This is a genomic window from Roseateles sp. L2-2, assembly GCF_050613215.1.
Taxonomy (GTDB): Bacteria; Pseudomonadota; Gammaproteobacteria; order Burkholderiales; family Burkholderiaceae_C; genus Roseateles; species Roseateles noduli.
Genome location: NZ_CP192509.1, coordinates 1,602,920 through 1,627,039, shown reverse-complemented (window position 1 = coordinate 1,627,039; position 24,120 = coordinate 1,602,920). Strand labels below are relative to the sequence as shown.

Below are 24,120 nucleotides of genomic sequence, written 5' to 3'. Positions count from 1 at the left end.
GCGAATGGCCGCGCCGCTGCTGCATCTCATCGCGGGCGCGCGGCCGAATTTCATGAAGCTCGCACCGCTGGTGCGGGCACTGCGCGCTGACGGCCGGCTCGCGTGGAAGCTGATCCACACCGGTCAGCACCACGACACCGCGATGAGCGGCGTGTTCTTCGACGAACTCGGACTGCCGCCGCCGGACGTATCGCTGGACTGCCATGGCGGCGGTCACGCGCAACTGACCGCGCGCATCATGCAGGCGTATGAGCCGCATGTGCTCGCGGACCGGCCCGCGGCCTGCGTCGTCGTCGGCGACGTGGACTCCACGCTGGCCTGCGCGCTGACGGCGCGCAAGCTCGGCGTGCGGGTGGCGCATGTCGAGGCCGGGCTGCGCAGCGGCGACATGACCATGCCCGAGGAGATCAACCGCCGCGCCACCGACGCGATCGCGGACTGGCTCTTCACGACCGAACCCAGCGCCGCGGCCCATCTGCGGCGCGAAGGGCATCCGGAGAGCCGCATCCATGAAGTCGGCCATGTGATGGTCGACACCCTGCTGTACCAGCTCGCCCGGCTGGATGCCGGCGACGCGCAGGCGCTCGCGGCGCGGCAGGCGGCACAAGCGGCCCTTCAGTCGGCCGGCGTGGGCGTGGGCACTGACGCCGATGCCGGCGCTGGTGACCTGATCGATGGACGCTTCGGGGTCGTGACGCTTCATCGGCCCGCCAACGTGGACGATCCGGTCCAACTCGCCGCGCTGATGACTGCGCTCGGCACCTTGTCGGCGCGGCTGCCCCTGCTTTTCCCTGTCCATCCGCGCACGCGCGAACGCCTGGCGGCGCTGGGCGTCGCACTGGCACCTGGACTCCATCTCCTCCCGCCCCTGCCCTACCAGCCGTTCCTGGCGTTGTGGCGCCGCGCAATGCTGGTGCTGACCGACAGCGGCGGTCTGCAGGAGGAAACCACCGCACTGGGCATTCCCTGCCTGACGCTGCGCGAGAACACCGAGCGCCCGGTGACCGTCGACCTCGGCACCAACGAGATCGCCGGCACAGATCCGGCGCGCATCCTGGCGTTGGCGATGCGACGGTTGGATGACCTCGAACGACCGCAGCCCTCACCCCTGCCCTCTCCCGCAAGCGGGAGAGGGGGAAAGAAGAGCGAGCCGGTCGGACTCCCTCTCCCGCTTGCGGGAGAGGGCGGGGGTGAGGGCCAACCCAAGGTGGCAGTACGCCGACCCCCGCTCTGGGACGGCAACGCCGCCCCCCGCATCGTCACCGTGCTGGCCGACGCCCTCCTCCCCTGATATCAGGCCCGGTCGGGCCTGATACGAAACTGGGGATCGCGCCTGCGCGCTATTCGCCCTACCCTCCCCGCACACTTGGGGAGGTGCCATGGGTCCGACGGGTCTGTTCCCGCTGGCGGGGTTGCTGCTGGTCGCGCTGATCTGCGTCGCCCTGCTCTCCCGATGGTTCGGCGCCCCTGCCGCCGCGGGCCGCTTCGCCACCATCGACGGTCTGCGGGGCTACCTCGCCTTCGCCGTGTTCCTGCACCACGCCTGCGCCTGGTACTTCTACCTGCGCACCGGTCGCTGGGATCTCCCGCCCAGCCCCGTCTACGTGCACCTCGGCAAGTCCAGCGTGATCCTGTTCTTCATGATCACGGGCTTCCTGTTCTCGCTGAAACTCATCGACGGCCGGCAACGCGGCGTCGACTGGCTCAAGCTCTACGTCTCGCGCGTGATGCGGCTGACGCCGCTCTACCTGGTCGCCGTGGCCGCCCTCTTCGTCGTCGTCGCCGCGCTGTCGGACGGCCAGTTGCGCGTCCCCGTGCTCAGCCTGCTCAAGCAGGCGCTGTACTGGCTGGCGTTCACCATGCCCGGCACCGTCGACCTGAACGCCACGCCCGACACCTGCCTGGTGCTCGCCTGCGTGACCTGGTCGCTGCGCGTCGAATGGCTGTTCTACCTGTTCCTGCCGGCGCTGGCGCTGTGCATGGGCATGGCGCCGCCGGCGCTCTCGCTGCTGCTGGCGGCGATCTCGGTCGCGGTGGTCTGGCAGATCGGCATGCCGCTCGCGGCGCTGGCGCCCTTCGTCAGCGGCATCCTGGCCGCCGTGCTGACCAAGGCGCCCCGCTTCTGCGCGCTGGCGCGGCATTGGGGTGCGTCGGCGGTCGCCACGCTCTGTCTGCTGGCGACGGTTTCGTATTTCCCCAGCCCGCATGCCGCGGCGCCGCTGGCGCTGCTCACGCTCGTGTTCGTGCTGATCGCCTGCGGGACCGACCTCTTCGGCGTGCTGCGGCTGGGCGTCTCGCGCCTGTTCGGCGAACTGGCCTACAGCCTCTACCTGCTGCACGGCCTGGCGTTGTTCGTCGCCTTCCGCTTCGTGCTCGACCGCGCATGGGCGACCGGCGTGTCCAGCGTGACCCACTGGTTGCTGATCGCCGCGCTGACGCCGATCCTCATCGGCGCCTGCTTCGCGACCTTCCGATGGATCGAGCGCCCCGGCATGGCCGCCACCGACGCCGTCACGGCGTGGATCCGGCGTCACCTGCCGAGGATGACGGTCGCCCCCAATCGGCCGGCCTGACGGGCTGACCGCGGGGGCGGCCGGAACGGGCCGCTGCCGCTCAGTTCGTATCGAGCGCCGGGAAGCTCTTCACCAGGTCGTCGACGGCCTTGACCTGCTCCAGGAAGGCCTTGAGCTGCGACAGGCGCAGCGCGCTGGGGCCGTCGCAGAGCGCCTTCTCGGGCGCCGGGTGCGCTTCCAGGAACAGCCCCGCCAGACCGATCGCCATGCCGGCGCGGGCCAGCTCGGTGACCTGGCCGCGACGACCGCCGGAGGCGGCGGCGCCGGACTCGCGCTGCTGCAGCGCATGCGTCACGTCGAAGATCACCGGCTTGTTGCCGCTGACCTGCTTCATCACGCCGAAGCCCAGCATGTCCACGACCAGGTTGTCGTAGCCGAACTGCGCGCCGCGGTCGCACAGCATCAGGTTCGGATTGCCGCCCTCCTCGAACTTCTCGACGATGTTCTTCATCTGCGGCGGGCTGACGAACTGCGGCTTCTTGATGTTGATCACCCGGCCGGTCTTGGCCAGCGCAATCACCAGATCGGTCTGGCGCGCCAGGAAGGCCGGCAGTTGCAGCACGTCGCAGACGGCGGCGACCTCGGCCGCCTGATGCGGCTCATGGACGTCGGTCAGCACCGGCACGCCGTGGGCTTTCTTCACCGCCTCGAAGATCTTGAGCCCGGCCTCCAGGCCGGGGCCGCGGTAGCTCTTGATCGAGGACCGGTTGGCCTTGTCGAACGACGCCTTGAAGACGTAGGGGATGCCCAGTTCCTTCGTCACGCGCACGTACTCGCCGCACACGTCGACGGCGAACTGCTCCGACTCCAGCACGTTGACCCCGCCGAACAGCACGAACGGCTTGGCGTTGTCGACCACGATCTCATTGATCTTGACCATCTCGATTCCCTCAGACGAAGGCGGCAGTATCCCATGCGGTCCCGGGAGGATCCGGCCACCGCCCCCCCCTTGATCAACGGTGCCGCGCGAGGCCCGCCGCCCGGCGATGCGGCGCCTCGACCGCCTGTCGTGCGCTCACCAATATTCGGCTTCGAATATCGAACGTGAATATGGGCGCCCCATTCGCGTGCATCTCGAAACCCGACATCCGAGTATGTAACCGAGCGCAATAAGGGGTCGATCCGCGACATCCGTGGGGTTGTCAATCCTCGACGTGGATGTTTCAAACCGTACCTCCGACAGGCCGTCGACTATTCCCGGAATCGCGCCGTGGTACCGATGTCTCCTGTGGAAAAACGGGACGTCGGATCCCCATACTGAATCGTGGCTGCAACACCTGCCCCGGCAGGGAGGAAATGAGGCAGACCACTTCCGGGGCGCCAACATCCAGTAACAAGAATCCCGCCCGGTGAATGGATCCCATCACCGGCGCGCAAGAAGAAGAGATTGAAGGCAGTCGATCGTCAACGCGCATTCCGCGCATTTCCAGTTTTCCGAATCACCATGACGAATATCTCTTCGACTTTGCGAGTTTCCACCTGCCTGAGCGCCTGCGCGCTGGCGACCAGCCTGCTGCTGGCCGGCTGCGGCGGAGGCGGCAGCGCTTCCGGCAGCCCGACCGTCGGCATCGCCGGCACCGGCACCACCAATCCGGAAACACCGCCGATCGCCGCCTCCGGCCCGGTCACGACCCTGAGCCTCGCGCCGGGCGCGGCCGCCAGCGAGGCCGCCAAGGAAGCCGTCCTGGGCGTGTCCGTGCTGGCCAATGCCGGCGCCGCCACTTCCGGCCTGACGCGTCCGGCTTCCGCCGCGGCCTGCACCGTCGGCGACTTCGGCACCTTCCTGCGTCCGTTCAGCCCGGACTCGCCGTGGAACAGCCGCCCGGTCGGCCCGGTGCTGGGCACCGCGACCATCCCGACCTCCACCTACTACCCGTCCGTGGACAGCGGCACCTGGTCCAGCGCGGCCTTCGAGGCCTCCGAGACCGACGCCCCCATGGTCGTCACCGGCGTCAATGCGCAAGGCGTGTGGGATCCGGACAGCGAGATCTACCGCCCCAGCATCACCATCCCGCACTGGCCCGCCAACACCCAGCCGGCCACCGGCAACGACGGCCACGCGGAGATCGTCGACGCCGCCGCCGGCGTCGTCCATTCCTTCTGGGGCCTGAAGCAGGTCAACGGCGCCTGGGTCACCGTGCAGTACGCCTGGACGCCGCTGTCCGGCCGCGGCGTGGGCGATCCGTCCCACTACTACCAGGGCTCGCGCGCGGCCGGCGTGTCCACGCTGGGCGGCCTGGTCCGCATCCACGAGGTCAACGACGGCGCGGCCATGTACAACCACGCGCTGGCCATGTCGCTGGACTTCAACGGCCTGAGCAACAGCCCGACCTACCGCTTCCCGGCCACCTCGGCGGACTCCAACGCCGCCACGGCCAACAGCGGCCAGATCCCGATGGGCTCGCTGCTGATGCTGCCGTCGACCTTCGACGCGCAGGCGCTGGCCACGCCTGAGCTGCGCAAGATCGCCGAGACGCTGAAGAAGTACGGCGCCTACGTCGTCGACCGCAACAACGGCACGCCCTTCGTCATCTACGTCGAGATCGGCGCCGACTTCAAGCTGCACAAGAACGGCTGGAGCAACAGCACCGCCAACGACCTGGACGCAATCCGCGCCGCGCTGCGCCCGCTGGAGAGCGCCGCCTGGTGGGTGGACGGCAACAACAAGAACACCTCGACGGTGACCAGCACCGCGATGAACCTGCTGTCGATGCGCGGCGCCTGGTGGCGCACCAAGGGCACGGTCAGCGGCGAATTCGACACCTGGCGCCAGGCCCTGGTATTCCCGGCCACGACCACGCTGATCGAGCAGGCCAACGCGACCGGCCGGGCGGTGAATCCGGTGACCTGGGCCACGCCCGCGACCGGCGACTCCTTCCGCCTGTCGGTGGCCGGCACCGGCGGCGCGACCTTCCGCATGACCATCGCCGACCGCGCGACCGGCGCCACCGTCTACGACAGCGGCTACCTCGCGGACGGCCAGTCGGTCACCTTCGCCTGGCCGGCCGTGACCGGCTTCAAGGTCACGACCTGGGGCCGCAGCGGCATCGACGGCGTCGAATCGACCTTGCGCCCGACGCTGGTGAAGACCGGCGCGGGCGTGGCCACCGCCAGCGCCTGCGCCTCCTGATCCTGAAGCCGCCGCAGCCGGGTCACTGAGCCCCGGCGCAACGGCCTCCAGACGGCGCCCGAAAGGCACAACGCCGCGGACCCTCACGGGCCGCGGCGTTGTCGTTGGTGCGCCCTGGCTTACTGCGGCTTGCGCGTGCCGCGGCCGATCGCGTGGTGCTCGATGCCCAGCGTCTTCATCAGCGCCGGCTCGTACAGGTTGCGGCCGTCGAAGATCAGCGGCTGCTTGAGCTCGGACTTGATGCGGTCGAAGTCCGGCGTGCGGAACTCCTTCCACTCGGTCACGATGACCAGCGCGTCGGAGTCCGCCAGCGCATGCTCCGCGCGTTCGCAGAAGCTCACGCCCGGCACGTGCGCCAGCAGGCGGTTGGCCTCGCTCATCGCGACCGGGTCATAGGCGGCGATCGCCGCGCCGCGCTTGACCAGTTCCTCGATGATCACCAGCGACGGCGCTTCGCGCATGTCGTCGGTGTTGGGCTTGAAGGCCAGGCCCCACAGCGCGAAGCGCTTGCCGGCCAGGTCCTCGCCGAAGCGCGCGACGATCTTGTCGACCAGCACCAGCTTCTGGCGGTCGTTGGCTTCCTCGACGGCGTTCAGCACGAACAGCGGCTGGTCGTGCTCGCGACCGGTGCGCACCAGCGCCTTCACGTCCTTGGGGAAGCACGAGCCGCCGTAGCCGGCGCCCGCGTACAGGAACTGGTAGCCGATGCGCGGATCGGAGCCGATGCCGCGACGCACCAGCTCGATGTCGGCGCCGACCTTCTCGGCCAGCAGCGCCAGCTCGTTCATGAAGCTGATGCGGGTGGCCAGCATCGCGTTGGCGGCGTACTTGGTGAACTCGGCGCTGCGCACGTCCATCACGAACAGGCGGTCGTGGCTGCGCGTGAACGGCGCATACAGCGCGCGCATCATCAGCGTGGCCTGCTCGTCGTCGGAGCCCACGACGATGCGGTCGGGCTTCATGAAGTCCTCGATCGCCGCGCCTTCCTTCAGGAACTCGGGGTTCGAGACCACGGAGAAACCGACCTGGGTGTCGCGCTTGGCCAGTTCCTCGCCGATCGCCGCGCGGACCTTGTCGGCGGTGCCCACCGGCACGGTGCTCTTGTCGACGATGACCTTGTAGTCGGTCATGCGCTGGCCGATCGAGCGCGCCGCCGCCAGCACGTACTGCAGGTCGGCCGAGCCGTCCTCGCCCGGGGGCGTGCCGACGGCGATGAACAGGATGGTGCCGTGGTTGACGGCCTGGTCCACGTCGGTGGTGAACTGCAGGCGGCCGGCGGCCACGTTGCGCTTGACCACCTCGTCCAGGCCCGGCTCGTGGATGGGAATGCCGCCCTCGTTGAGGATGCGGATCTTCTCGGCATTCACATCCAGGCAGACCACGTGGTTGCCCATCTCGGCCAGGCAGGCGCCGGTGACCAGGCCCACGTAGCCGGTGCCGATCGTCGTGACTTTCATTCCAATACTCCTGGTTGATTCCTGGTTGATTCCTGGTTGGATTCCGTTTGAATCCGGAGGGACGCGGACCCGCCTGCGGCGGCTCACGTCCCGGATCTCATTGCTTGTAGTACTCGCGGTACCAGGCGACGAAGCGGCGGATGCCCTCGGGCACCGGCATCGCCGGGCGGAAGCCGGTCCACGCGGCCAGTTCCTCGACGTCGGCGTGGGTCGCCGGCACGTCGCCGTCCTGCAGCGGCAGGAACTCCTTGACCGCCTCGCGGCCGACGGCCTGCTCGATCGCGCCGATGAAGTCCATCAGCGGGATGGGCGCATGGTTGCCGATGTTGAACACGCGGTACGGCGCGTTCGAGCGCGCCGGATCGGCCGCCACCGGGTCGTACGCCGGATCGGCGGTGGCGGTGCGGTCGAGCACGCGCACCACGCCTTCGGCGATGTCGTCGATGTAGGTGAAGTCGCGGATCATCCTGCCGTGGTTGAACACCTTGATCGGCTCGCCCGCGAGGATCGCCTTGGTGAACAGGAACAGCGCCATGTCCGGCCGGCCCCAGGGCCCGTACACGGTGAAGAAGCGCAGTCCGGTCGTCGGCAGGTTGAACAGGTGGCTGTAGGTGTGGGCCATCAGCTCGTTGGCCTTCTTCGTCGCGGCGTACAGGCTGACCGGATGGTCCACGCCGTGGTGCTCGCTGAAGGGCATCAAGGTGTTGCCGCCGTAGACGCTGGAGCTCGACGCGTAGGCCAGATGCTGCACGCCGTGATGGCGGCAGCCTTCCAGGATGTTGGTGAATCCGACGATGTTGGATTCGATGTACGCATGCGGGTTGACCAGCGAGTAGCGCACCCCGGCCTGCGCGGCCAGGTGCACGACGCGGTCAACCTTGTGTTTCGCGAACAGGTCGGCCATGCCCTGGCGGTCGGCCACGTCCAGCTGGACGAACTCGAAACCGGGTTGGCCGGTCAGTCGCGCCAGGCGATCGTGCTTGAGCCGCGGGTCGTAGTAGTCGTTGAGGTTGTCCAGGCCGACCACCTGGTCGCCCCGCGCCAGGAGGATCTGGCTGACATGCATGCCGATGAAGCCGGCGGCGCCGGTAACGAGGACTTTCAAGCGCACTCCCGCGATTCAGTGGACGGTTCGGCCAACATTCTCCCCGACTCCCTGCGGCAGACCGATGTCGGTCCCCTGCTCACGGGGGGGCTCATCCGCGCAGCCGTCCCAGCACGCCCTTGACCACCGTCTTGGCCGCCAGCTCCAGACGCTGCCCGCGCGTGGCCGCGTCGGCCTGGCGCAGCATCGCGGCGACCTCGTCGCGCGACATCAGCGGATAGTGCGCCTCGCGGCTCAGGCCGTCCACGTCCTCCTGCTGCCCGTTCCAGTGCCGGATCGGGAAGCGGTAGAAGCGGTAGCGCGGATCGTCCAGCGGCAGCAGGTCCACGTCGGGCCGCTGCGCCGGGTTGAGCAGGCCCAGCACCGGCACATGGATGGTCTCGGCGTTGGAGAACCAGGTCGCCAGCCAGGCGAAGGAGCTGACGCTGGTGACGACGTGCCGCGCGCTGCGCAGCCGCTCGAAGTCGGCCAGCACGCCGTGGCTGCGCACCACGCGCGCGTCGGGCATCGCCTCCATCAGCAGGCGCGAGTACCAGTCGTCCTCGATCTGGCCGAACAGCACCGGCCGCAGGCCCGTCTCGCGCGCCAGCTGGCGGTAGTAGGCCGGCGGCACCGGGCCGTAGTCCGGGTGGCACTGGCCGAGGATCTCCGCGCCGCGCACGCTGATCAGCAGCTCGTCGGCGCCATGGTGCTCGACCTCCGCCTGGCCCGCCGGGAACAGCGACTGGTAGGCCGACGGCGGCAGGTAGTTGGCCATGCGCGAACCGATGCCCTCGAGCTTCATGTCGCGCATCAGGCCCGCCTTGACCAGCGAGGCCACGCCGTGGATATCGATCAGGTGGCCGCGCAGTTCCACCGGCTTGCCGCGCGGGGCCGGCGCCTCGCCGCCCTTCAGGCCCCACAGCGGCATGTCGTGGCCGACGATCTCCAGCTCCGGGATCTTGCTGCGCAGCGTGTGGCCCAGCATCAGCTGCATCATCTGGTTGCCCAGGTTGCCGGTCGGCTCGATGCGGAAGGTCACCGCGCTCATCTTGCGTGCTCCAGGGGACGCTTCCGGGGAAGCTGGGGAAGGCGGGGAAGGTCGATCAAGCTCTGCAGAGTTCGGCATACAGGGCCTCGTAGGTGTTGCCGATGGCGGACATGCCGAAGTCCTGCCGCGCGCTCTCCGCCAGCGCGGCCGACGAGGCCGGCGTGCGCTGCGACAGCAGGTGCAGGCACAGCCGCGCGAACTCCTCCGGATCGCGCGACGGCGTGTTCACCGCGTCCGGGCGCTCGCCGACGATCCAGCCGGTGATCTCGGGGATGTCCATCACCGCCACGGCCAGGCCTGCGCACATCGCCTCGACGATGGCGGTGCCGAAGCCTTCCTGGCGCGAGCAGAACGCGAACAGGTCGACCGCGCGCAGGATGTCGTGGATGTCGTCGCGGCGACCCAGGAAACGCACGCCACCGATGCCGCGGTCCTTCATGAACTGCTGCAGCTGGACGTGGAACGGGTTCTTGTCGTCGTTGCCCGGGCCGATGATCAGCAGCACCGCGTCGGGGCGCTCCCGCCGGATCGTCTCGAAGGCCGCGATCAGCAGGTCGTAGCCCTTGCGGTGCTCGACCGCGCCGATGGTCGCCAGCACCGGCACGCCGTCGGGGATGTCCAGCGCGCGACGCGCCTTCGCGACCTCGTCGGGCATGGGCAGGTAGTAGCGGTCGGTCTCGACACCGTTGGCGACCAGCAGCACGCGCTCCGGCGCCACGCCGACGCTGCAGGCCATGCGCTTGAGGCTGGGCGAGATCGCGATGTAGCGGTGCACCGAGCCCAGGCAGGCGCGGTACAGCTTGCCCATCAGGCGGCGGTTGGTCAGCGTGGCGGGGTCGTCGGACTCCGCCAGCGTCAGCTTGACGATGGTCTTGCGGCCCAGCCACTTCAGCACCGGCATGGCCAGCAGCTCCGGCCCCTGCACCGAATGGAAGTGGAAGACGCGGAACTTCGGATGCGCCAGCGCGAACAGCACGATGCGCAGCGTCCAGATCAGCTTGCGCAGGTTGGAGCGCGCGGCGGTGAAGGTGCGGCGGCGGTAGAGGTCGAAAGACTCGTGGCGCAGGTCGCCGTCGGGGCCGTCGCCGTTGTCGGCGAGGAAGGCCACTTCGCAGCCGCGCGTCTGCAGCTCCGCGCCCAGGCGCAGCGCCTGCACGATGGCGCCGCCGAACTCCGGCGGGAAGGTGAAGCACACCATCAGGATCGCGCCGTTCGCGGCCGAGGCGGTGGCCTGGGATTCGGTGGTCAGGGAAGCAGTCATCGGAGTCGTTCCATGTGGCGTCTCAGGACGCACGGGACAGCTTGTTGCGGAACAGCGCCTTCACCGAGGCCATCTTCTGCGGCGCCAGCACGGCCATGACGCCGAGGTAGCAGGCGCCGAAGAGCGCGTACTGCGCGGCCAGGCGCCACAGGCCTTCATGGCCGCCCGCCGTCGCGGGGCCGAAGATCCAGCGGTCGCCGCCCCAGACCAGCACGCCGGCGGTGACCGCGGCCAGCACCTGGAAGCCGACGGCGCGCAGCAGCTGCGGCAGGCCGGTCTCCAGCAGGCGCAGCACCGCGATCATGGTCAGCAGCAGGTTGAGCACCGTGGCGATCAGGTAGGCCTGCGTCAGCCCGACCACGCCGTAATGGATGCCGATGGCGAAGGATGCGACCTGCAGCACCGAGCCGATCACGCCGTAGCGCAGCATCAGCCCGGCGTGGCCGGTGGCGAGGAAGGCGCTGCCCGAGGTGCTCAGCACCGACTGGATGAAGCCGGTCGGCGCGAGCCAGGCCAGCAGCGTCTCCGCGCCGGCCCACTTGGCGCCGAAGACCACGGCCACGGTCGGATCGCGGAAGAACCACAGCGCGGCCATCACCGGCGCCGTGCCGAAGGTGATGACGCTGAGCGAGCGCAGGTAGACGTCGGCCATCTGGCCCTTGCCGCCCTGCTGGTGCGCCTGCGTGAGCAGCGGGAAGACCGCGCGCGCGACCACGTGGCTGATGTTCTGCACCGGGAACAGCATCAGCCGGTAGGCCACGCTGTACAGGCCCAGCACGGCCGAGCCCAGCACCTTGCCGATGATGAAGCTGTCGGCGTTGCGGGCGAAGTAGTTGACGAACTGGAAGGCCGACACGTTGCCGCTGTAGCGCGAGATCTCGCGCAGGCCGTCCCAGCGCGGGCGCCAGCCCGGCCGCCAGTCCGACATCGCCCAAAGCATCGCGCCCTGCACGGTCGCGGCGACCAGCGTCTGGGCCACCAGCGCGTACACGCCCCAGCCGGCCAGCGCGGCGGCGACTGCCGCCAGCAGCGCCAGCACCACGGCGACGCTCTCCACCGCCGCGATGCGCTTGAACTGCGAGGCCCGCTCCAGCAGCGACTGGTGCACGATGCTGCTGCAGGCCACCGGGAAGGACAGCGCCATCAGGCACAGCACCGGCACGAGGGTCGGTGCGTTGTAGAAGTGCGCGACCGCCGGGGACGCGGCCATCAGCGTCAGGCAGATCAGGCCGCCCAGCGCCATGTTGAGCCAGAACACCGAGGCCTTGAGGCCGTCGGTCAGCGTCTCGCGCTGGATCAGCGCCGAGCCGGTGCCGAAGTCGCGGAACAGCATCGCGAAGTTGGTGAAGATCGCCGCGATCGCCAGCAGGCCGTAGTCCGACGGCGACAGCAGCCGCGCCAGCAGCGTGACGCTGGCGATCTGCGAGCCGATGCGGGCCAGCTGCGAGAAGGCCGCCCACTTGATGTTGTTGAGGATGGACACGCGTGCGTTCCGGGTTCCGGGTCTCGGCGAAGGTCCGGCTCAGGCCGGCTCCTCCGCCATCTTGCGCAGGTCGGACGCGACGTAGGTCGCGGCGATCTGGCGGTCGTTGCCGCCGTTGAAGCTGTTGAAGTGCACCAGGCCCTGGTCGTGCGTGCCGGGCAGGCCTTCGAAGTAGCGCGGCAGGCGGCCGAGCTGGCGCACCCGCAGGCCGGCGCGCAGCGCCATCGCATGCAGCCAGATGTCGTCCGCCTTCGGGCAGACGGCCTTGAAGGCGTCGCCCTGCGCGTGCATGAAGTCCAGGAAGCGAGGCGGATAGATCACGCCCGACACGCCGGTCGCGAAGTGGCGCCAGCGCGGCTCGCGGCTGCCGCAGGGCGGCCAGTCGCGATACGGCCGGATGACCGCTTCGTCCTTGGACGTGTTCTTGGCCGCGTCCTCCAGCGCCACGACGTGTGCGCGGTAGCAGCTGATCTGGTCCGGCTCGGCGCGGTAGGCGTTCCACAACCGGCGCAGCCACCAGCGCGGATAGACGATGTCGTCGTCCGCGGTCACCAGCGGCACCTCGTGATGCGGCTTGGAGGCGACGTACGGGTAGTACTTCGTGTGCGGGCCGAGGTTGTCCGTGAGGTGGACTTCCAGTCCGCGCGCCTGCAGGCGGCGCAGACCTTCGGGCAGGTCCTTGAAGCGGCGCTCGTCGTCCAGCCACAGCGTCAGGCGCGAGGGCTTGAGCTGGCCGCGACCGATGCTCTCGATCGTCAGGTGCACCGTGTCGATGCGCGGGCCGTAGGTCGTCAGCGAGACCACCGGGCCGCCCGGGGCCAGGATGGACTCGGTGCTCGTTTCATTGAGGCGCTGCAGCGCCTTCACCTGCCCCGGCACGAGCCGCGGCGCGAACTTGTAGACCAGCTTGCGGTGGATCTTCGAGATCAGCAGATCGATGTCCATCAACGGGAACCTCATCCTTTGGAACTACGGGCCGCGTCCGTGGCCGGGCGCACGCCCGTCAGCCGCAGCCGGACCAGGTCCATCACGCCGCCGACCCAGCGCTTGACCACCGGCTCCGCGTAGGTCACCACCAGCCAGCTCAGCAGCAGCACCACGACGCTGGCGAGCAACAGCGTCATCCAGGGCTCGATGCCCGCGCGACGCATGATGCCCATCACGACGGCGCCGATGTTCTGGTGCACCAGATACAGCGGGTAGGTCATCAGGCCCAGCACGCGCAGCAGGCTCACCAGCGACTTGCTCGACCGCCAGGCCGCGTTGTGCCGGATGCCAAGCAAGATCACGGCCAGGCTGACCACCCAGATCGCCAGCGCCGGCCACCACGGGTTGGTGCGCGGGCCGTTGGCGTCGACGTTGGTCCAGTAGATCTGCACCACGCAGGCGACAGCGATCGCGATCAGCGTCGCCCAGGACGGCCGCTTCTGGCGGTCGATCAGCACCGCCCAGATGAAGATGCCCGCGGCGAAGAAGGCCCCGTGCTTGACCAGCAGCAGCTCCAGCACGCGTTCCACCAGGTAGGGCAGCGTCTTGTGCAGCACCGCCAGCGCCGGCACCGCGCCGCTCTGGCCCAGGCTGTAGGCGACCCAGTAGGCCAGGCAGATCCAGCCCAGCGCGGCGGCCAGCGTATCGATGGCCTTCTCCTTGCCGCGCCAGATCAGCACGCCCACGGAGGCGTAGAAGAAGATCTCCACGCCCAGCGTCCAGAAGACGTTGTCGATCCACGGGTACCAGGGCATGAACAGCATGCTGTGGCGGTAGCCGCGCATCAGGTCGGTGGTGAAGCCGCTGTAATGCCAGGCCAGCACGGCCAGCGTCAGCGTCGAGCAGATCCAGGCCGCCGGCACCAGGCGCACCACGCGGCTGCGCAGGAAGGCGTAGGGCGTGGCGCCGCGCGCCGAGTACGCGATCACGATGCCCGAGATCACGAAGAACACCTGCACCCCGATCCAGCCGTAGAAGGACAGCCAGGGGATCATGGCCTGCGAGAAGGTGCCGCCGCTGAGCTCGTAGGGCCGGCTGTCGGGCCGGTCGCCGATGCTGAAGGCCAGATGCGAGAACAGCACCAGCACCGCGGCGATGAAGCGCACCAGGTCGATCGCGATGACGTGCTGCTGGCGCGGATTGGCGTGCACGATGGGTGCAGGCTGGGATCCAGCCTGGGGTTCAGTCTGGGACATGGGAAGTACCTCCGGAACGGGCGAGGGGCGTCGCTGGCATGTCAGGCTGACGAGCGCTGGTCGGCGGTCGCCGCGGCATATCGCCGGGCGCGCGCCAGGAACAGGGGATTGCCGAGCACGTAGCGCTTGAACAGCCGGCGCGGTTCGCGCGCCAGGCGGTACAGCCACTCGATGCCGAGGCTGCGCATCCAGGCGGGCGCGCGCGTCGCGCCGCCGCCCAGGAAATCGAGGATCGCGCCGCCGCAGACGATCAGGCAGGGACGGTGCATCGCCTGGCGCAGCAGCTGCGCGACCTGCTCCTGCTTGGGCATGCCCATGCCCAGCACGATCAGGTCGGGCGCGAAGGCGAGTGCCTGCTCGACGTAGACGTCCGGCGCGCGGAAGCCGTCAAGCGCGTCGACGGTCGATCCCGGCGCGAGCTCGTCGCGGATCTTCGCGGCGGCGAGGGACAGCTGCGGATCGCGGGTGCCGAGCAGCAGGATGCGACGCCCGGCGTAACGGGCGATGACGCGCGGAATGAGGTCGGTGCCGTTCAGGTTCAGGCCGGGCGCGCGGCCCAGGCGGTTCATCAGCATCTTCATGCCGGAGCCGTCGCGCAGCACCCAGTCGGCGTCGGCCACCGCCGCGGCGAAGCCGGCGTCGGTCGCCGCCGAGTTCATCGCATGCGCGTTGACGAAGGCCACCACGCGCGGGCGCAGCACGCCGGTGAAATCGCGCAGCAGGCCGTCGTCGACGGCGCGCTCATCCTCGACCACCGTCAGCGCATCCATGATGGCGCGCCAGCGGTCGATCCAGGTCGCGCCAGGCCGAGCGTGAAGGGTGGTGTCGGTGTCCGTCATGGTGCGTTCCGGCGCATCAGTGGTCGCGCCTGGTGCGCACCCATTCGGTCTGGCGGCGCACGACGAAGCTGATGTAGATCGGGAGCTTGGCCAGGACGTACATCGGCGCCTTGAGCAGCTCGCCCAGGCCGATCAGGTCGTCCGCGAAACGATGCCGCGCCGCGAAGATGGCCGTGACCAGCGCGAGCACGCCCAGCAGCGCGATGACGAATCCCGCCGTCAGACCGGTGGCCAGCGCCCACACGGCCTGCACGAACGTGGCCACGACCAGCAGGCCGGCCAGCAGCGCCAGCGGCGGCACCAGCATGTCCATCACCAGCATCGCCTGCGCGAAGCGGCCGCGACGCAGCGCGTCCCACAGCAGCTTGGGGCCCTCGCCCACCAGCAGCGACAGGTGGCCGTGCTCCCAGCGGGTGCGCTGGCTGCGCTCGCCTTCCTGGCTGGCGGCGAAGACGCTGGTCACCAGCACGTCCTCGCAGAACAGCGGCGGCGTGTCCTCGCTGGCCAGACGCACGCCCAGCTGCATGTCCTCGGCCAGATGCCCGCTGGCCAGCGGCGCGCGCAGCGCCACCGCCCATGGGAAGGCCATGCCGGTGCCCAGCAGCTGGCACGGCAGGCCAAGGCGGAACATGCCGCGCGAGCGCGCCAGGTTCTTCACGCGCATCGCGAACTCGGCCACGCGGGCCTTGAGACCGTCCGTGGGCGCGCTCATCAGGTAGCTGGCCTGCACCGGCCGGCCGTGCGCCTGCGCCAGACCGGCCAGACGCGGGATCAGTCCCGGCGACAGCACGCAGTCGGCGTCCAGCACGATGACGACGTCGGGCGCATGCCCCTCGCGCAGCGCCAGCATCTCCAGGTGGCGCACGCCGAAGTCCAGCGCCCAGCCCTTGCCGCGGCGTTCCGCGTCGGAGCGCTCGACCACTTCCGCGCCGACCATGCGGGCCTGCTCGGCCGTGTCGTCGCTGCAGTTGTCGGCCACGACCAGGACGCGGTCGTCCGGGCCCAGCTGCGACAGCGTCTGCATGATGGTCGCGCGCACGCCGTGGCCTTCGTCGTGGGCCGGGATCAGCGCGGCGATGCGGGCGGGACGCGGCTCCTGCGGCAGCGGTTCCGGGCGTTTCATCGCCAGCACGACCTGCGTCAGCAGCAGCGCCGCGGGCAAGGCCAGCAGCAGCGTGCCCAGGATCAGCAGCACGTGGATCACGGTCAGCACGAGGTCAAGCATGGGCGTACTCGCTGAAGAGACGGAGCAGACGCGTGGCCTCCGTGTCCACGTCGTGGCGCGCGAGCACGCGGGTGCGGGCGGCCTCGGCCATCTGGGCCAGGCGCGCGTCGTCGCAATCGAGGCACTCGCGCATCGCGTCGGCCAGCGCCTGCGCGTCGCCGGCCGGCACCAGCCAGCCGTGCGTGCCCGGCACGATCAATTCGGGAATGCCGGCGATGGAGGTGCTCACCACCGGACGGCCCAGCGCCATCGCCTCCATCGCGACGACGGGCAGGCCTTCGGCGAAGCTGGCCAGCACCAGCGCGCGCGCGGCCATCAGCTCGGCGCGGACCTGGTCGCTGCCGATCCAGCCGGTGATGCGCACCGTGCGCTGCAGCCCGAGCTCGGCGATGCGCGCTTCGATCGCGGGACGCAGCTCGCCGTCGCCGGCGAGCACCAGCTCGAAATCGGGACGGTGCTGGGCGACGAGCGCGGCGGCCTCGATCAGCAGCAGGTGGCCCTTCTGCTCGGCGAGACGGCCGATGGCCAGAAGGCGGTTGCCCGTCGGCGGCGTGTCCGCGCCGGCGTGGAAGCCCGGCTCCAGGCCGCAGTGCACCACCTGCACCTTGGCCCAGTGCGCGCGCTCGACCCAGCGGAACAGCTGGCTGCGGCAGAAGGACGTGATCGCCACGACGAAGCGCGCGCGGCGCATCTTCTCGCCGAGGTGCAGGAACTCGGGCTTGTCGAATTCCTCGGGACCATGGACGGTGAAGCTGTAGCCCGGACCGCCGAGCGCGTGCAGCAGCATCGCGACCTCGGTCGAGTTGGTGCCGAAGTGCGCGTGCACGTGCGTGACGCCGGCCTCGCGCATCAGCTTGATGGCGACGCAGGCTTCGGCGAGGTAGACGAGGTGCAGCGGCAGCGGCCGGTCGGCGCGACGGCCCATGCGCAGTGCGAGCTTGAGCGCGCCGAAGAAACGTCCGGGCGCGCGAAGCGCCTCGCGGACCAGCGCGCCGCCCAGCGCCGCGGCGCCGCCGCGCAGCAGGTAGTGCGTGCGGGACTTCTCCGCCTGGTCCTGCGCATCGGGCGCGGGATCGTCCCAGCCGCGCACCGCGACGCGCAGGACGTCCTGGCCCTGCTTCTCCAGCGCGAGGATCTCGCGGCGGATGAACGTGTGGCTGACCTTCGGATAGTGGTTGACGAGGTAGGCGATCTTCAAAGGGTCAAACTCCCAGACTCCTGACCATGCATGGGGGCCGGAAGCTTGTTCTTGTTCTGGCCGGCATCGCTGCCGGGGACCTCGTCGCGAGGGCAAGCATCGTTCCCGGCAACGTGCTCGGCAGGCATCGGCGACGACGCCGCATCCACCGTGGATCCGGCCGGCGTTTTATGCAGGATGCGTGCCGGATTGCCGACGGCCGTCGCGCCGGCCGGCACATCCTGCAGCACGACGCTCATCGCGCCGACCTTGCAACCGGCGCCCAGCCGCACGCCGCCGAGCACCTGCGCATACGCGCCCAGCTCGACGCCGTCCTCCAGCACCGGACACGGGCCGCCGTCGACGCGGTTGCCCAGCGTCACGCCTTGACGCAGCGTGCAGCCGGCACCGATCACGGTGCCCGGATTCACGAAGATGCCGCCGAAGTGCCAGATCCGCAGGCCGGGGCCGATGCGCGTCTGCTTGGGCAGGCTGATGCCGGTCAGCGTTTCGACAACCGTGTGCAGCAGCAGGTGGAACTTGCGATGCAGCTTCTGACCGAAGCCCGCCGGCGCCGCGTCCACGCGGCGGCCGTAGCGGTAGACCCAGAGCGCCCACATCGACTGCTCGCGCAGCGGCATGCGGCCCAGGCCCCAGCGGGCGACGTCGGCGGCCCAGTCCGGGTCGCGGTGCGCGCGCAGCGTCATCGGGCGCTCCCCGGGGACGCCTTGTCCTGCGTCTTCGCGCGCGTCCGGTCCGACTTGTCGGACTTGTCCGATTTCTCCGACTTGTCCGACTTGTCCGACGCGTTGTCCTTCGAGCCGTCCTTCGCGTTCTCCGCCTCGACGGGCACCAGCGCCCCGCCCACCGACGACTCGCCCGGCCCCGGGCCGCTGCGCACGGTCACGCGCACGGCGCCCTGCCCTTCAGGCCATTCGAAGGTCTTGCTCGCGCCGTCGGCCAGCTCGCCGCTGTCGAACAGCGTCGTGCGTCGGCCTGCATCAAGCAGTTGCAATTGGAGCTTCGCGCCGCCGGTGGCGGTCGCGGTCAGCTTGTAGCGCTTGCCGGCCTCGGGCTTCGCCCAGTTGACCGGCTGCAGGCTGCGGCCGGAATCGTTGACCAGCACCGTCACGCCCTCGCCTGCCGGGAACACGACCGCCTGTCGGCGCGTGTCGAAGCCTGCGCCCGCACGATCGCCGCCCGCCGCGGCAGCCGTGCCGCTGGGCGCGTTCGCCATCGACTTCATCGCCGCGTCGCTGCCACCGCCGCTGCGCTTCCACGGGCCGCGCAGCGAGAACCGGTTCTGCGGCGCCTCCATCGACATCGGCTTGCCGTTGCCGTCGACCCAGCGATCCACCGACATCACCTGGCGCAGGCCGGCGCGCACGCGGTCCAGCTCGTACGCGAACTCGGGATGCCAGCCGCGCTTCATCAGCGACTTGTTGGCGCCCATCTCGACGTAGATGACGTAGGGCGTCTCGACGTTGCGATCCACGACGTACGCGCCGTAGACCTTCAGCGTGCGCGCGACCTTGCGCAGCAGCGCGTCCTTGATGCGCTCGGTGTCGAAGTCCGGCGGCAGCATCATCAGCGCGCCCTGCGGCACCTTGCCGGTGTTGGACTTCGCGCCGGTATCAGCGGAGGTCGCGGGATAGATGTAGGCCGGATCGGGCGACAGGCCCGTGTGCGTCAGCGACATCGCCAGCGCGTGGCGGAACACCTCGTCGTTGTCGTCGATCTCCTTCGCGCGCACCAGGCCGCCCATGGTCGGGACCGCCGCGGCGCGCGCGCCCTGGAAGTAGTGGCCCGGCTCGCCCCAGCCGCGGCCGTCGAGCTTGGTCCACGCGTACTGGTCGGCGCGCCACTGGCCATCGATGAAGCGCAGCACGTTGAAGGAATGGATCACGCGGTCCACCGGATCGACGATGTCGCCGTGGCCGTCGGCCGCGCTCGCGGGCTCGACGCCGGCGGGCCAGCGCGGGATGGTGATCTGGTCGCGCATCGCCTCGGCGTCCGGATCCCAGATGCCCTTGCGGCCCGGCAGCGGCAGCACCGTCACCGGCTTGTCGTCGGGCGACGCGACGAACACGCCGGTCGACCACTTGCCGTCTTCCAGCGTCGGGTAGTTCTTCGCCTTCGGGATCTCGTCGGTGCCCAGCGTCACGCCGATCGGGCGCGCGTTCCACGGCGAGTCCGCCGCGAAGGGACGATCCGGCGTGCCGAAGCGCAGCTGGCGCACGGCACGCGCCTGCGGGTCGTTCTTCTCGGAGGCATCGGCCCTGGCGCCGCGCTCCGCCGCCTGCGGCGCGGCGACGGCCGCAGTCGCCGTGGCGCCCGCGGCAACGACGAACGCGCCGGACAGCAGGCAGGAGATGGCGCGGAAGGTGACGGAACGGATTGTGAGCATCGACGTCATCCGTCCAGCCTCAAGTACTACGAACCGCATTGGACATCCTCACTCGGTGGCCCATCGCAATAAAGTGTCGCTCGAAGTAAAACGTCGACAGATGCGCGAGCAGGAAAACGGCCCCGAGCAGCAGCGGCCGCTTGAGGTACTTTTCGGTGACATCGCCGGAGCCCAGCCAGGTGTGCTCCAGCGGCACGTGCAGCACGTAGACCGCGAAGGACACGGCCGCGAGATAGGCCCAGAACGGGCGTGACAGGAACACCGACGGCGCCGATCGCGGCTGGTTCATCAGCGCGCCGGTGAGCACCAGCACCGCATAGGGCCGCACGAACGAGGCGATGTTGCCGTCCACGTTGTAGCAGGCCAGGCAGAGCAAGGCCGCGGCGCCCCACAGCACGACGGGCCGTTCGAAGAACGCGAGCGCCTCGCGCCGGCTCGGCGAATGCAGCAGGATCGCCAGCACGAAGCCCGCCAGGATGTCGTCGATGCGGTACCAGGTGATGCTGCCGCTGTAGCCGCTCATGTAGACGCGGTAGGTCGTGACCGCCACCAGCAGCACCGGGATCACGACACGCGCCACGGCGGGCCGGAAGAACAGCAGCAGCGTGGCCAGCGCGTAGAACTGCAGCTCGACGCACAGGCTCCAGAAGTGGTCCAGCGGCACGCGCATGCCGGCGTCGCTGAGGTTGGCGTAGAACAGCAGGTGCGAGGCCAGCGCCGCCGGCGGGAAGTGCCAGAGCGCCGCGACCACCACCGCCACCAGCCAGGCCAGCGGCAGGATGCGCAGCAGCCGCTTGGCGACGAACTCCAGCGGGTGCACGTGGATCAGCACCTGCTTGCCGATGAAGTAGCCCGACAGCACGAAGAACAGCGCCATGCCCAGCATGCCGGCCGATTCGTTGAGCCGCGGGCTGATGGCGTTGAGCGGCAGCAGGTGCGCGACCAGCACGGTCACGATGCTCAGTCCGCGCACGCCGTCCAGGACCGGGGAACGGGCGCCGGCGCTGCTCATGCCGGCTCCGTCACCGCCCACGGTCGCGCCACGCGGCGCACGACGCGCCGCGGCCTGCGCCCGATGTCGGCCTTCTCATGGCAGACGATGGCGCAACCCGCGCCCATGACGAACCAGAAGAACCAGTTGAAGACGAGGTAGCTCAGCATGTTGTCGGACAGCGAGACCACCACGTAGCCGATCAGCAGCGCGATGAACATCGCCGACAGCAGCGCGTCCTCGCGGCGGAAGCGCCAGAAGATCTGCGCCGCGCGCCAGTACTTCCAGTAATAGGCGGCCAGGCCGACGAAACCGACGTCGAACAGCATCTGCACCGCCACGCTGTGCGCGCCGGTGGTCATGCCGCCGCTCAGGCTGAAGAAGGTCGGCGAGTTGAAGAAGAAGCCGCCCGAGCCGTAGCCGAAGGCGTAGCGGGCCGGCGCCATCCACGCCAGGGCGTCCTCCCACAGCACGCGGCGCCAGGTGAAGGAGTTCAGCTTGGCGTACTGCACCACCACGTTGCCCTGCCCGATGTCGAGCACGCGGTCGCGGATGTCGGGCACCAGCAGCGCCAGCAGCGGCACCAGCAGCAGATAGAGCAGGAAGCGGCGCTCGAACAGCAGCCCGTACAGGAAGAACATCGCGCCGGCGGCCATCCACGCGCTGCGGGTCTTGGTCGCCGCCAGCAGCGCCAGCAGGATCAGCAGGTAGAAGGCCATCGCCAGGCGCTGGGCGGTGGTCGAGTTGGCCACCGTGCGGGCGTTCTTCCACAGGTAGAGCAGCACGCCCTGCATCAGCACCAGGTAGAAGGCCAGGATGTTGGGATGCGAGAACGGGCCCTTGTAGCGGCCCATCGCGGCCGCGTCGTTGGTGATGTGCACGTCGCCGCGCGCGATCGCGATCAGCGTGTAGATCGCCACCGGCACCGAGGACCAGATCACCAGCTTGAGGATGCGGTCGAAGGAGGTCCAGTCGTCCACGACGTAGAAGGCCACCACGAACATCGCCATGGTGCTGAGCGTGCCCAGGAAGGTGCGCAGCTCCGGCAGCCGGTCCGGCGAGTACAGCAGCCCCACCGCCTGCATCGCGATGAAGGGCACCCACACCATCCAGGCCACGCGCGGGATGCGGCGCGGCTCGCGCATCCAGAACACCACGGCAAGCAGGATGACCGCCAGGTTCACCAGCCCGCCCAGGCCGCCGAAGCTGGCGAAGCGCGCCTCCTCCAGCACCGGGTTGCCGATGGCTCGCAGCAGGATGATGGTCAGCAGCAGCGACTTCGGATTGGCCAGGAACATGAAGGCCACGATCAGCGCCACCGGCAGCACCACGAAGAACACCGGCTTCTGCGCCACCATGTCGCCCATGACCACGCACACCAGGCCGAGGAACATGCAGCCGCCGGCGATCACCAGCGCCCACAGCAGCGTGCGCCACTCCGGCAGGCGCCGGCGGCGCTCGTTGCCGTAGGGGTTCAGGCCCTTGCCCTTCGACCCCTTCGTGGCCTTCGTGCCCGTCGTACTCAGCGTGCCCATCGTGCTCATCGGACCAGCATCCCGCGCGCCGACGCCGGGACGGACGCCACCAGCTCGGCCAGGAAACGCTCCATCAGCGCCTGCGACGCCACGGCCGCGGAGGCCTGCGCCATGCGTTGCGACGCGCGCACCAGGATGCCGTCGGGGATGCGCCCCGCCAGGCCTTCGTTGAGGATGTACCAGCGCGCGGCCAGGCCGTCGCCGCCGTAGCTGTCGCCGATGCGGATCCAGTAGCGCACCGCCTCGAAGCCGCCGCCGCGGCTCTCGGCCAGCAGCTGCGTCGTGGGCACCGGCAGCGCGCGGCCGTCGGTGGCGATGGGACGGCCCGCCTCGTTGACGCGCACGGCATAGCCCTGCGCGGGGTAGCAGACCTCGGGCCGGTGCACCTTGACGTCCTGGCGCTGGCGCTCGCCCCAGGCCAGCGCGAGCATCACCTGCTCGCCGCGGCTGTTGGCGTAGGTGCGCATCACCGTCTGGTCGTAGGGCTGCTCCAGCACCGTCTCCACGCCTTGGGACACGTCGACCTGCGCGGTCGAGTCGGCGATCACGCGCCAGTCGCCGAAGGCCTTGGGCACGACGGCGTCCAGGTTGGGCGCGCCGGTGACGGCCTGCAGCCGCGGCGTGGCCAGCCACGCGCCGACCGCCGCCACGCCCATCAGCGCGGCGCCGGTGAGGCAGGTGCGGCGCGAGAAGCGCGGCAGCGCCTCGCCGGAAGGAGTTTCCCCGGTCGGCTTGGGCGGCGTGCCCTTCGAGGGCGCCATCGGCGGGATCTGAGACGTCGGCGAGCTCATCGTGCGGCCTCCGTGCCGCGCAGGCGGTTCCAGCGCAGCGACAGGCCGCGCAGCAGGCCGTCGACGCCGACGATCAGCATCAGCGCGATCAGGAACAGCGCCATGCCGGAGAACTCGTGCATGAAGCCCTGGCCGACGTCGTCGCCCAGGTGGTAGGTCAGCAGGGCCAGGATCAGGATGCGGATCAAGTTGGAGCAGTAGGAGATGGGCACGATCAGCAGCGCCAGCGCGATGTTGCGGAACACCGATTCATGGCGCACGACGTTCATGTAGAGCAGGCCGAGGGCCTCGAGCGTGAACAGCGAATTCAGGCCCGCGCAGGCGTCCGCGACCATCAGCTGGTAGGGGCCGATCTGCAGGATCACGCCGGCCCGCGCGATCGGGTAGCCCAGCGCGTACATCAGGTGCTCGGCGCCCCAGGAGGCGGCCAGCTTCATGGGCTGGGTGATGACGTCGACGATGGACGCCGGCAGCGGGACGGCGAACAGCAGCAGGAAGAAGGCGAAGCCGTAGCGGCGCGCGATCTCGGGGCCGAGCAGCACCAGCGCCAGGCCCAGCAGCACCGGCATCATGGAGCCCATCTCCAGCACCGCGATGGACTGCGAGCGGCCCAGCACATAGGCGGCCAGTCCCAGCGCGACCAGCGTCCAGCCGGCCACCGGCGCGGGCCGGGCGCGGAAGGGCTTGCCCTGGCGCGCCATGCGCCGGGTCTGGAAGTAGAAGTACCAGGCCGACAGCGCCAGCACGATGGGGCCGTGGGAGTTGCGGTCGCCGCGCCACGGGCCGCGCAGGAAGTCGACGATGGTCGGCGCGTACATGGCGACCAGGCCGATCGCGAGCGCGATCAGCGCGACCCGGTTCGCGGCCCAGAAAGCCGCGCCCGGGCGGCCCGTCGCGCCGGGAAGGACATCTTGCGTCATGGCGTTCACTGCG

General features: G+C 69.7%; 20 protein-coding genes. 3 read left to right on the top strand and 17 right to left on the bottom strand.

Features of this window, described 5'->3' with window-relative positions; all coding sequences use genetic code 11:
• Positions 1 to 4 precede the first annotated feature (4 nt).
• Positions 5 to 1,291 carry a non-hydrolyzing UDP-N-acetylglucosamine 2-epimerase gene (gene wecB, locus ACQZ13_RS07435; protein WP_431050652.1) on the top strand — a complete coding sequence of 429 codons (1,287 nt, stop codon included), beginning with the start codon at positions 5 to 7 and terminating at the stop codon, positions 1,289 to 1,291.
• Positions 1,292 to 1,379: 88 nt separating this feature from the next.
• Positions 1,380 to 2,573, top strand: a complete 1,194-nt coding sequence (locus ACQZ13_RS07430) for an acyltransferase family protein (RefSeq protein ID WP_431050650.1) — start codon at positions 1,380 to 1,382, stop codon at positions 2,571 to 2,573.
• 40 nt (positions 2,574 to 2,613) lie between these two features.
• Here the strand turns inward: ACQZ13_RS07430 and kdsA are convergent, their stop codons facing one another.
• Positions 2,614 to 3,453, bottom strand: a complete 840-nt coding sequence (gene kdsA / locus ACQZ13_RS07425; RefSeq protein ID WP_431050648.1) for a 3-deoxy-8-phosphooctulonate synthase — start codon at positions 3,451 to 3,453, stop codon at positions 2,614 to 2,616.
• A 564-nt stretch (positions 3,454 to 4,017) separates the two neighbouring features.
• Between kdsA and ACQZ13_RS07420 the strand changes: the two genes are divergently transcribed.
• A complete protein-coding gene (locus tag ACQZ13_RS07420) occupies positions 4,018 to 5,703 on the top strand; it encodes an Atrophin-1 multi-domain protein (protein ID WP_431050646.1) in 1,686 nt (561 codons plus the stop codon).
• A 119-nt stretch (positions 5,704 to 5,822) separates the two neighbouring features.
• On the opposite strand, the gene ACQZ13_RS07415 is transcribed toward ACQZ13_RS07420, so the two are convergent.
• The 16 genes from ACQZ13_RS07415 to xrtB all read right to left on the bottom strand — a co-directional run bounded on the left by ACQZ13_RS07415 (position 5,823) and on the right by xrtB (position 24,107).
• Positions 5,823 to 7,160: a UDP-glucose dehydrogenase family protein gene (locus tag ACQZ13_RS07415; protein ID WP_431050644.1), complete on the bottom strand. Its 1,338-nt coding sequence runs from the start codon at positions 7,158 to 7,160 to the stop codon at positions 5,823 to 5,825.
• 97 nt (positions 7,161 to 7,257) lie between these two features.
• Positions 7,258 to 8,265: an NAD-dependent epimerase gene (locus ACQZ13_RS07410; RefSeq protein WP_431050642.1), complete on the bottom strand. Its 1,008-nt coding sequence runs from the start codon at positions 8,263 to 8,265 to the stop codon at positions 7,258 to 7,260.
• Positions 8,266 to 8,356: 91 nt separating this feature from the next.
• Positions 8,357 to 9,295, bottom strand: coding sequence for a hypothetical protein (locus ACQZ13_RS07405; protein WP_431050640.1), 939 nt, complete (start codon positions 9,293 to 9,295; stop codon positions 8,357 to 8,359).
• A gap of 55 nt (positions 9,296 to 9,350) precedes the next feature.
• Positions 9,351 to 10,556 (bottom strand): glycosyltransferase family 4 protein, encoded by a 1,206-nt coding sequence (locus ACQZ13_RS07400; RefSeq protein ID WP_431050638.1) that lies wholly within the window; start codon positions 10,554 to 10,556, stop codon positions 9,351 to 9,353.
• 22 nt (positions 10,557 to 10,578) lie between these two features.
• Entirely contained in the window at positions 10,579 to 12,039 is a 1,461-nt protein-coding gene (locus ACQZ13_RS07395) for a lipopolysaccharide biosynthesis protein (protein ID WP_431050636.1), read from the bottom strand.
• Between the two features lie 39 nt (positions 12,040 to 12,078).
• Positions 12,079 to 12,984 (bottom strand): hypothetical protein, encoded by a 906-nt coding sequence (locus ACQZ13_RS07390; protein WP_431050634.1) that lies wholly within the window; start codon positions 12,982 to 12,984, stop codon positions 12,079 to 12,081.
• 11 nt (positions 12,985 to 12,995) lie between these two features.
• Positions 12,996 to 14,222: an acyltransferase family protein gene (locus tag ACQZ13_RS07385; protein WP_431050632.1), complete on the bottom strand. Its 1,227-nt coding sequence runs from the start codon at positions 14,220 to 14,222 to the stop codon at positions 12,996 to 12,998.
• Between the two features lie 41 nt (positions 14,223 to 14,263).
• On the bottom strand, positions 14,264 to 15,061 hold the full coding sequence (locus ACQZ13_RS07380; protein WP_431050630.1) for a WecB/TagA/CpsF family glycosyltransferase: 798 nt from the start codon (positions 15,059 to 15,061) through the stop codon (positions 14,264 to 14,266).
• Between the two features lie 16 nt (positions 15,062 to 15,077).
• The gene (locus ACQZ13_RS07375) at positions 15,078 to 16,286 is read right to left on the bottom strand and encodes a glycosyltransferase family 2 protein (protein ID WP_431050628.1); all 1,209 of its coding nucleotides are present in this window, start codon (positions 16,284 to 16,286) and stop codon (positions 15,078 to 15,080) included.
• Positions 16,279 to 17,484 carry a glycosyltransferase family 4 protein gene (locus ACQZ13_RS07370; protein ID WP_431050626.1) on the bottom strand — a complete coding sequence of 402 codons (1,206 nt, stop codon included), beginning with the start codon at positions 17,482 to 17,484 and terminating at the stop codon, positions 16,279 to 16,281. The genes ACQZ13_RS07375 and ACQZ13_RS07370 overlap by 8 nt, the downstream gene beginning before the upstream one ends.
• Positions 17,481 to 18,170, bottom strand: a complete 690-nt coding sequence (locus ACQZ13_RS07365) for a serine acetyltransferase (protein ID WP_431050624.1) — start codon at positions 18,168 to 18,170, stop codon at positions 17,481 to 17,483. Before ACQZ13_RS07365 ends, ACQZ13_RS07370 begins: the two co-directional genes overlap by 4 nt.
• Positions 18,167 to 19,870, bottom strand: a complete 1,704-nt coding sequence (locus ACQZ13_RS07360; protein WP_431050622.1) for an Atrophin-1 multi-domain protein — start codon at positions 19,868 to 19,870, stop codon at positions 18,167 to 18,169. The genes ACQZ13_RS07365 and ACQZ13_RS07360 overlap by 4 nt, the downstream gene beginning before the upstream one ends.
• A gap of 19 nt (positions 19,871 to 19,889) precedes the next feature.
• Positions 19,890 to 20,882 (bottom strand): acyltransferase family protein, encoded by a 993-nt coding sequence (locus tag ACQZ13_RS07355; RefSeq protein WP_431050620.1) that lies wholly within the window; start codon positions 20,880 to 20,882, stop codon positions 19,890 to 19,892.
• Entirely contained in the window at positions 20,879 to 22,405 is a 1,527-nt protein-coding gene (locus tag ACQZ13_RS07350; protein WP_431050618.1) for an O-antigen ligase family protein, read from the bottom strand. The genes ACQZ13_RS07355 and ACQZ13_RS07350 overlap by 4 nt, the downstream gene beginning before the upstream one ends.
• Complete coding sequence (locus ACQZ13_RS07345) at positions 22,402 to 23,187, bottom strand: exosortase C-terminal domain/associated protein EpsI (RefSeq protein WP_431050616.1); 786 nt, start codon at positions 23,185 to 23,187, stop codon at positions 22,402 to 22,404. Before ACQZ13_RS07345 ends, ACQZ13_RS07350 begins: the two co-directional genes overlap by 4 nt.
• Positions 23,184 to 24,107, bottom strand: coding sequence for an exosortase B (xrtB, locus tag ACQZ13_RS07340; RefSeq protein ID WP_431050614.1), 924 nt, complete (start codon positions 24,105 to 24,107; stop codon positions 23,184 to 23,186). Before xrtB ends, ACQZ13_RS07345 begins: the two co-directional genes overlap by 4 nt.
• Between the last annotated feature and the right edge of the window lie 13 nt (positions 24,108 to 24,120).